The organism is Rhizobacter sp. P1_G5 (assembly GCF_056405435.1).
Genome location: NZ_JBFUCB010000199.1, coordinates 1 through 9490 on the forward strand (window position 1 = coordinate 1; position 9490 = coordinate 9490).

Here is a 9490-nt window from a genome sequence, read left to right on the forward strand (position 1 = left end):
GCGCCCGGTAGCGCGACGCCGCCGGTGACGGCTGCCGCACCGCCGCCGGTCTCGACGCCGACGCCGGCCGCACCGGCACCGGCTGCACCCGCGGTGCAGGTCGGCGCCGGCGACCCCGCCGGGACAGCGCCCACCGCGGCCACCAAGACCCCTGCCACCGCGTCGACGCAGGGTGGTTCCGGCGATCCGATCAGCACCGGCGCGACGAGCGGCCGCGCGCGCCAGGGCGACGGCAGCGAGGGCATGCGCGATCCCCGGTCGACGCGGACCGCGGAGTCGCGTACCCGCAAGAAGGACATCGAGGACGCCTTCCAGAAGGCCGAGGCCGCGCGCAAGAGCTTCAGTCGCGACGAGCTGAGGGCGAAGCGCCAGCAGCGCGCGACCGACGCGATGCAGAGACGGCTCGCCCGCGATGCCGACGCTGTCGCCCGCAGCAGCGTCGAGGCGCAGCGCCTGGCTCGCCTGGCGAGCGAAGCGCAGACCCGGCACGAGGCCGCCGGCCGCCCGGACGGCGCGCTGAAGGCCGAGAGCGACCAGGCGCTGGCCGATGCGCAGCACGCGCTGGAGCAGCTTGCCGTCCAGCGCCAGGCGCTGGCGGAGAAGGCCAGCGCGTTCCAGCAGGCCGAAATACTGGCCGGCCAGCACGCGCTGAAGCGCAACAAGGCGCAGCGGGACATGCTGGACGCGCATGTGAAGCTGGCCGATCTGGCGGACCAGCGCGCCCGCGGCGATGTCGACGCGGTGCGCGCGCGGGCGAAGACGGCGCGCAGCGCCGCCGACGACGCATCGGGGCGCAGCGCCTTCGCGCTGCGCACGCGCGCGGCGGCGGCCGAACGGCATGCCGCGTCGGTCGAGCGCATGGCGCGGCAGATCGGCCTGCGCAACGAGGCGATGCGGCACGGGCACCTGATGGCGGTCGCTGCCGTCACCGTCGCGAAGCAGACGCTGCAGACGATGCGCGACGAGGGCTCGGCGGCGTTGCAGGAGTTCAATGCGCTGGCCGGCGCGGCGCCCGAGGCCGACCCAGCGGTGCGCCGCGTGCTGGACACCGGCGCGGCCGGCCGCGCCGTCGACGAGACGAAAGGGCAGTTGAAGGCGGCGCGGGCCGCGCTGGTCGCGGCGCGCGACGAGGTGCGAACGACCGACACGCTGCGCCAGCGCACCGCGCGCGCCGCCGATCGGGCGTGGCAGCAGCATCGCGACACGCTGGCGGCCGATCCGACGGCCGAGGTCACGCCGCAGAAGAAAGCCGAGTTGACGCGCGTGGCGCAAGAGGCGCTTGATGCGGCGCAGGCCCACGCGCTGGCGCGCACCGACCTGCAGCAGGCGACCGAGCTGGTGGCCGCGCTGAAGAAACTGGGCAAGTGGGCCGACCGGGCGGCTGCCGCAGTGCGGGCGGCGCAGGCCGACGTGCCAGCCAGCACCCGCCACGCGGCCGGCGAGCTGCTGAAGTTCGACCAGGCGAGCGAGCGCGTCACCCGCGTGCTCGACGACGGGCCCGCCGCGCTGACGCCGGCCGAGGCCCGGGTGTACGGCGAGCTGACGTACAGCGACGCGGCCCACCCGGCCTATCCGGACCTGCCGGCCAGTCTGCAGCTGAAGGCCCCGTCCGACAACCGCGGACGCCGGGTGCGCGGCATGGTCGACAAGACGCTGCGGGCCGTGCACGACAGCTTCCCGGTGAACGGCAACGCCTACGAGCGGCTGATGGGCCGGCCGCTGCGGCGCGGCGAATTCACCATCGACCGCACCGTGGTCGAACGCAGCAAGGTGCCGGGCGGGCTGGAGAACGTGATCGCCGACGTGCATGCGCATGACCGCGGCTACGACCACCGGGCCGCCAACCGGCGCGACCGCGGCGCCGCGCGTGCCCGGCTGGATGACATCGACGGCCAATGGCGCCCGGTCGAGCGCTACTTCCATGCGGTGCGCCCGCTGACCCAGCTGCAGGTCCATGCCTCCAGCACCTCGCGCATCCTGCACGGCTCGATTCCGCAGATGAGCGACTGCGGGGCCGGCCACTACTCCGGCATCGACGCCGGCGGGTTGAACATGCGGGCCGGCCGGCGCATGGATGCGGAGGTGGCGAAGGAGTACGCCGCGAACTGGCGGCAGTACCAGGCGATGAAGCAGCGGGAGGCCGAGCTGCGCCTGGTCGATCCGAAGGCCGCTGACAAGGCGGCTGAGAAGGCGCAGGCGGCGCTGTCGATCGCCGCACGGGCCGACATGTCGATGACCGGCGTCGACCCGTCGAAGACGAACGCGACCGACCATGCGCAGCAGATGCTGCTGCAGCACCCGGGCGTGTTCAAGTTCGCCGGCGAGCTCACGATCAAGAAGGAGATGGTCGACGTGCTGCTCGGCGAAGAGTCGTTCTCGATCAAGACGTCGGAGCTGGYGCACTTCCTGCGGTTCGCCAGTGACACCGGCCTGGGCGTGCTGATCCACTGCGACTGGGGCCGCCATGCACTCGACCCGCACGACCACCGGCCGGCCGCGACGCGCACCGCCTACGAGCACTTCGACGACCTGATGGGCCTGGTCGAGCAGTTCCCCGAGGCCAACATCGTGCTGGCCCACACCGGCCTGGGCCGGCTGGTGCGGCCCGACACGAGTCGCGACGGCGCGGTGCCGGTGCACCTGCGCAAGGTGGCGGAGGCATTGCAACGCGCCCCCAACGTGCGCTTCGACATCTCGTGGAACGACGTCGCCGAGGCCTACCTCAGCGACCCCGGCATGCGCCGGGGGCTGGTGGACTTCATCATCGAGCACGACAAGCACATCCTGTTCGGCAGCGACACGGTGAAGCCGGTCAACGCCGGCCAGTACCACCAGGCGCTGACGACCTACCTGCCGCTGTTCCGCGACATCGCGCTGCGCAGCCCCGACGCGCTGTTCAAGGTGCTGCGCGGCAACTACGACACGCTGATGGCGAAGACCGAGGCGTCGGTGAACGACTGGACGCGCCGGCAACTCGATCCGCACGGCCGCGGCGATGTCGAGGCGGTGAAGGTGATGGACGAGCGCAGCGCGCTGCTGAAGGCCGAGCGCGACGCGATGAGCCGGACCGCGCGCGAGAACTTCAACGTCTGGCTCAAGGATCTGTTCGAGGCCGGCTACGACGAGCATGCGCAGTCCTACGGCGTGCAGCCGGAGACGCGCACGACGATCCCGGTCGCCGAACGCTCGGTGTCGTCGCAGCTGCAGCACGACCTGCCGGACGCCGTCCAGCAGACCTGGATCGACAGCGGCGCACATGGTGCCGGCACGCCGCGCCCCGATGTCGACAGCACGTCACGGCGCATCGTGGGCGGCAGCATCGGGCTGGCCGGCGTGTCGGGTGCGGCCTGGCTCGGCCACCTCGGGCTGGCCGGCGATCCGGCCGCCGACGGCATCGCGCATGCGACCGGCTTCGAGGCGCGCGCCGGGTTGTCGCTGGTGCGCGGCGCCTACACCGACGCKGTGCGCCTGGGCTGGGAGCGCATCTTCGAGGATGGCGTCGTGAGCCACAAGGAGCTCGACCGCTTCATGAACCGCATCGAGAAGAACGGCCAGGCGCTCGGGCTGTCGAAGGACAAGCTGATCACCGCGGCCCGCCTGACCGAGCAGTTCCGTGTCGACTATGCGTACCTGGCCAACAAGCCGGTGACCAAACACTGGAACAAAGAGCAGCGCTTCAACAGCATCATGGCGACTGTCGGGCAGTACCAGATCGGCGTCGACCGGGCGCTCGGCATGCAGGCCGCGTCGATCAACGCGCTCGACCCGCGGGTCACGGCCGGCAAATGGTTCCGGCTCGGCACCGGCGTCACCTACGGAATCAACGTGGCCTACGCGGCGAGCATGCTGCGGCACGGCGATTCGAGCTTCCTGCAGGACGTGGTGACCGGCGGTTTCGCGGCCGGCAATTCGCTGCTGATGCTCAACACCTTCGCCGGCCTGGGCAGCGGCTTCGTKAAGGGCAACTGGGAGGCGCGCACGCCGTTCCGCTGGTCGCAGACGCTGGGCATGAGCGGGCTCGGCGCGAGCGGCGCGCTGTGGACGCTGAAGGACGGCATGGAATTCTTCGGCCAGGGGCTGCGGCCGCAGGCCGGCGCCGAGATGGCGCTCGGCGCCTTCTTCACCTACGCCGCGGGGCGGGGCGCCGTCGGCGAATGGCGCAAGGGGCTGGGCCTGCCGAACACCGAGCCGGCGCACCAGGCGAACACCGTCTACTGGCTGGCCGCGGCGACGGCGGCGCGCGTCGCGCTGAACTACTTCGACCTGCCGTCGAACGACAGCGAGGCGCGGCGGCAGGACTGGACCCCGCCGCCGGCCGCCGGCCCGCTGCCGGACTGGAATCCCGTGGTGCCGGACGTGCTGCCCGACATCCCGCCGGCGCTGCAGCAGTTCGTTCAACTCGACGCGCGGCGCGCGCTGCGGACCTTGACGTGAACCCGGAGGTCCATCGAAAAAATCGATGAACTGAGTCGAAAACTTTCTGTTTGCCGCTGGCCTGCCGGCTGCGGAAACTCCCGTGCTTGCGCCGACTCGGCGTGGCCAGAGGGAGGTCGACATGACGGCAGGCAGTGGCAGGTCTTCGTTCAACCCGGGCGCGGCAGCCGGCGACCCGACCGGGCCGGCACCGACGCGCTTCGACCTGTTCTCGCTGCGGCTGTTCGTCGACGTCGTCGACAGCCGCAGCATCGGCAAGGGCGCGGGGCTCAACCACATCACGGTGTCGGCGGCCAGCAAGCGCATCGCCGACCTGGAGCGCACCGTCGGCGTGCAACTGCTCCAGCGCGGTGCGCGCGGCGTCAGCACGACGCCGGCCGGCCGCACCTTGTACAAGGGTGCGGCCGACACGCTGGCGCGGCTGCAGCAGCTGGCGGTGGCGGTGAAGCAGCAGGGCGGCGGCGCGTCGCGGCCGGTGCGGGTGTTCTCGAACCTGGTGTCGCTGTCGCACGACCTGCCGGCGGCGCTGAAGCGCTTCGCCGAGGCGCATCCCGAGGTGGCGCTGAGCCTGTCCGAGCAGGCCACCGATGCGACGCTCGCGGCGCTGGTGCGCGGCGAGGCCGACGTCGGCATCGTGACGCCGATCCACGTCTACCCCGAGCCGCTGATGGCGTTTCGCTACGGCGTCATCCGACRCGTGCTCGCGGTGCCGCACGGCCATGCACTGGCCGCGCGCGGCTCGGTGCGGCTGGACGATGCGATCGGCTGCGACTTCGTCGGCCTCGAACGCGACGGCGGCTGGGACCGGCTGCTGCAGCAGGTGGCGCAGGAGCGCGGCCTGACGCTCAGCGTGCGCGCCCGCGTCGGCAGCTTCGACTCGATGTGCCGCATGGCGGGCGCCGGCCTGGGCGTGGCCATCGTGCCGCTGCCGACGGCGCAGGCGCATGCCGCGGCCTGCGGGCTGACGCTGCTGGCGCTGAGCGAGCCGTGGGCCGAGATCCCGCTCGATGTGTGCTGGCGCCAGCACCCGCAGCCGCCGGAGAACRTGCAGCGGCTGCTCGACCAGCTGCGGCCGGCAGCGGCGCCCGGACCGCGACCGGTGAGCACCCCGACGGTGCACGGCCCGCAGCTGCGTGCACGCGACACGCTGGCCGAGTGCCTGTCGGCCGCGCTGGAGAGCGTCGCTCCGGCCTGATGAACCTGGTGTGGGAGGGCGGCATCCTTCGCGCAGGGTCAACGCTGGCTTGCCGAATGGTCGCTTGTGAGCGTGACGTGCTTCACGCACGCTCGTCGTCATCTGCCGAAAGGACGACGCCCATGACGATTGCCTTCGATGCCACGCGCCTTGCGCCGCCAGGTTCAGAGGATCTCGGCGAGCGCCGCGCGCTGACGCGCGACGTGCAGTTCCATGGCGAGGAAGAGCTCGAGCGCTGCCCGGCCGAGGCACTGCCGGCGGGCGCGCCGGCGCTGCTGCGCGCGCTGTGCCAGTCCGTCACGGCCGGCGAGCGCGAGCGGATCGTGCGGATCGCGCTCGCTGAACTGGGCTTCGAGTGGATGAGCTGCGCCACGCTGCGCCGCCAGCGCGGCGAATGGCAGCCGCACACGGTGCTGACGACCTATGCGCCGCCGGCCTGGACGCGGCGCTACTACGGCGAGCGCCACCACGAGATCGACCCACGCCTGCAGCAGCTGCTGCGCTCCTGCCTGCCGCTGGTGTGGGACGAGCACGACCTGGCCGAGGCCGGCCCGCCGCGCTTCGTGCAGGCGATGGGCGACAGCCGGGTGCGCAGCGGCGTGTGCCTGCGGCTGTCGATCGACGGCGCCCATGCGGCCGAGGCGTTCGCGCTGATCAGCCTGATGTCGTCGCGGCCCGACCGCGGCTGGATCGACGACGCGCGGCTCGGGCTGGCGCTGAACTTCATGCTGTGCCTGCACGAGTTCCAGCGGCGCCACCTGCGGCTGCCGCCGTGCGACGACGACGACACGCCGGCGGGCGCGCTGTCGGCGCTGCAGCAGCGCATCCTGCAGTGCCTGCGCCATGGGCAGAGCGACAAGCAGATCGCCTACGGGCTGCAGCTGTCGTCGCATGCGGTGGACTACCACATGCGGCAGCTGCGGCGGCGCTTCGCGGTGCGCAACCGTGTGCAGCTGGTCAACGCGGCGCGCTAGCTCAGCCGGTGGCTTTCTTCTGGGCGTCCTGGCACAACGCCTTCAGCCGGTCGCCGCCGGCGCGGGCCGCGTCGTTCACATGGCCGACGAACTTCGCCGGGTCGCCGCCGCCCTCGGTCCAGGCCTGGTACAGCGCCTGCAGGTTGGTGTGGCCCGTGGACTTGCCGGCGGCGTCGACACCGGTCTCGGCCAGCAGCGGCGGCGCGATCGGCGTGCCCGGCGGCGCGAAGTTGGTCGTGAAGTCGCTGTGCGTCACCGTCGTGCCGTTGCTGAAGCCCATCGCGCCGAGCAGTGGGCTGTTCCAGCGCGCATCGGGCTGCTTCAGCATCTCGGTCACCAGCGCGCTCTTCTGTTCCGGCGTCATCGTCGCGCTGAGCTTCTGGAACTGCGCCAGCGCTTCGAACGGGTTGYGGGCGTTGGCCGCGGCGAGTGTCTTCGCCTGGGCCGCCGGCGTGGCGGCATCGCCGAACGCGGCCGGGTCGGCGCCGGTGCCGTCGAGCTCGGGCGACAGCGTGCGGCCGCTGCGGTTCACCAGCGTCAGGCGATCGCCGACGTTCACCAGGTCGGGGTCACCCTTCTGGCTCGTGACGTGGCCGTCGTCGAGCCGGCGGCTGTAGCCGTTGTCGGCCTCGATGCGGTCCAGCGTGGTGCGGGTCAGCTGGTTGCTGCCCCAGTGTTCGGTCTTGGCCCGGTCGAGCTCGGCCGGTGTCAGCACGGTGGCCTGCACGTCGCCGCGCGTCGCGACATCCCACATCGTGTCGCCCGGATCGACGACGTAGGTGGCATCGTTGACCTTCGTCTCGTCGACCTGCTTCAACAGGTCGGTGACCAGGGTCTGCCGGGTGCCGGCGTCGAGCGCATAGACGCCGGTCTTGCTGTCGCCCGCGTTGTGCAGGCTGAACGCGACCGCATCGGCCAGCACCTGCGTGTTGTTCTTCTTGAGCCCGAGCTCGAGCCCGTCGCCGAAATGGCCGAGCGCTGCCAGCGGGTCCTGCTTGTCGACGGCGGGGGCCGCGAGGCCGTCGAGCACGTCCTGGCCGAAGGCGCGGGCCGCGCCGCTGTCGCCGTTCAGCTCGAACACCGCGCCCATGTCCTCCATCGTCTGGTCGTACTCGGGCTGGCTGTCGATCGCGCCGCTGCCGGCCGTGCCCTGCGCCTTGCTGAAATCGGTGTGCGCGTTCCTGCCGAGGTCGTTCGCGATGTCGTCGACGACCGGCTCGGCGCCCTGGTACACCTCCTTCTTCTGCGCGGCGCTGAGCTGCGGGTCGTTGGTGACCTCGCGCAGCTTGCGCGCGGCGGCGGCACCGCCCTGCTGGTTGTAGGTGTCGACGACCTGGCGCGCGAGTTCGTTCGCACGGGGATCGCTCTGCTGCACGGGCGAAAGGGTCGACATCGGCGCTCCTTCGGAGGGGTGCCAGCAGAATAGGTGGCGCATCGGCAGCCCACAACTACGAAGCCTCGTAGCGCAGCCCGGCGCGCAAGGCGGCCTGCGTCAGCTGCACGCGGTTGCGCGCGCCGAAGCGCCGGCGCAGCTGGCGCAGGTGGTAGTCGACGTTGTGCGCCGACAGGCTCAGCCGCGCGGCGATCTGCTTGTCGCCGAGGCCGCGGGCGACGCAGTCAAGGATCTCGCGTTGCAGCGCAGACAGGCCGGCCGGCAGGGCATCCTCGACGGCAGCGTCGCCGGGCGCCGGCAGGTGGCGCGTGTACAGCGCGTGCAGGCAGAAGCCGAGCGTCAGCATCTGGCCGAGCCGTGCATCGTCGAGCCAGTCGATGCCCTCGCGCGCCGAGCTCAGGCTGACGAGGTGGCGCTCGCCCGGGCTGCCGCTCGGGCCGGGCAGCCCGAACATCGCGCCGCTGCGCGCGCCGCTGGCCGCGAGGTCGTCGACGAAGATGTGCGCGAGCGCCGGTTCGGCCGCGTCGTCGGCCGCGCGCCGCAGCGCCTCGACGGACCAGAGGCAGGGCAGGCTCGACGGCAGTGCCGCCGCGAGCCGCGGGTCGACGCGGTGGTAGCTGGCGCAGACGTAGCGCTGCAGCCAGGGCCGGTCGGCATAGGTGGTGCAGAACGCCTGCGGCAGCCAGCGCTCGCCGGCGCGCACGAAGCGGCCGTACACCAGCGCATCGAAACCGAGCGCCTGCAGCAGCGCGCGCACGCTGTGCTGGCGCGGCGCCGCGCCCTCGGCCGCGAGCCACTGCGTGAGCAGCGCGGGGCGCCAGGCGCCGTCGGGCGCCTCCTCGGCTTCGGCGGCTACGTCCGGCTCCTCGTGCAGCAACGGCAGCGGGTCGAGACAGGGGTCGAGTGGGCTGAGCCGTGGGTCGGGCGACGGTGTCCGCTGGACGGGCACCGCCAACGCAAGAATCCTGTTCATCGCAGCTCCGGGTCATCAGGTGCTGCCAGAGCGGATTCGCCGCGCACTGCGGCTCAGGTGTTGCAAAGACTTACGACTGCCCGCAGTCCTTCAAGGCCTCGCGCACCGCGGCAGGCCCGGTGGTGCCCGGCGGGATGCCCTGCTTGTCCATCTCCTCCAGGATCGGCAGCGCGCGCCGCTGCTGGTCGCAGGCGGCCCGGGCATCGCCGGCCCGGTGCCGCGCCTGCAATGCGAGGCCCAGCACGTGGTGCGCAAGCCCCTGGTGGTGGTGCACGTAGTTGTCCTCGCGCATGCCGTCCGGCAAGGCCGCGAACGAGGCCACCGCGGCGTTGAGCACCTCGACGCCGGCACGCGCATCGTGGTCGGCCAGCAGGGCTTCGCCGAGCGTGGTCTGCATGCTGGCCAGGTCGGCGTGGAACTGCGTGTTGTCCGGATCCCGCGCGCTCATCGTGCGCATCATGTCGACGGCGCGCCGTGCCTGCGCCACCGCCTCGCGCGGCTGCCCGATGCGGCGCAGGCAC

General features: G+C 72.2%; 6 protein-coding genes. 3 read left to right on the forward strand and 3 right to left on the reverse strand.

The window, feature by feature from the left end:
- Nucleotides 1-24 precede the first annotated feature (24 nt).
- From AC1D12_RS15405 to AC1D12_RS15415, 3 genes are all read left to right on the forward strand, one after another.
- Complete coding sequence (locus AC1D12_RS15405) at nt 25-4434, forward strand: hypothetical protein (protein ID WP_477841321.1); 4410 nt, start codon at nt 25-27, stop codon at nt 4432-4434.
- A gap of 121 nt (nt 4435-4555) precedes the next feature.
- Nucleotides 4556-5629, forward strand: a complete 1074-nt coding sequence (locus tag AC1D12_RS15410) for a LysR family transcriptional regulator (RefSeq protein ID WP_477841323.1) — start codon at nt 4556-4558, stop codon at nt 5627-5629.
- Between the two features lie 122 nt (nt 5630-5751).
- A complete protein-coding gene (locus AC1D12_RS15415; RefSeq protein WP_477828413.1) occupies nt 5752-6603 on the forward strand; it encodes a helix-turn-helix transcriptional regulator in 852 nt (283 codons plus the stop codon).
- Nucleotide 6604: 1 nt separating this feature from the next.
- On the opposite strand, the gene AC1D12_RS15420 is transcribed toward AC1D12_RS15415, so the two are convergent.
- The 3 genes from AC1D12_RS15420 to AC1D12_RS15430 form a co-directional block, all read right to left on the reverse strand.
- Nucleotides 6605-7996: a hypothetical protein gene (locus AC1D12_RS15420; protein WP_477841325.1), complete on the reverse strand. Its 1392-nt coding sequence runs from the start codon at nt 7994-7996 to the stop codon at nt 6605-6607.
- Nucleotides 7997-8051: 55 nt separating this feature from the next.
- On the reverse strand, nt 8052-8969 hold the full coding sequence (locus AC1D12_RS15425) for a helix-turn-helix transcriptional regulator (protein ID WP_477827922.1): 918 nt from the start codon (nt 8967-8969) through the stop codon (nt 8052-8054).
- 70 nt (nt 8970-9039) lie between these two features.
- A partial coding sequence (locus AC1D12_RS15430) for a hypothetical protein (protein ID WP_477841327.1) occupies nt 9040-9490 on the reverse strand: 451 nt, incomplete at its 5' end.

Excerpts from the sequence above, each read along its gene's own strand:
- AC1D12_RS15425 (WP_477827922.1), bottom strand. The coding sequence starts at position 8,969 with ATGAACAGGATTCTTGCGTTGGCGGTGCCCGTCCAGCGGACACCGTCG.
- AC1D12_RS15415 (WP_477828413.1), top strand. The coding sequence starts at position 5,752 with ATGACGATTGCCTTCGATGCCACGCGCCTTGCGCCGCCAGGTTCAGAG.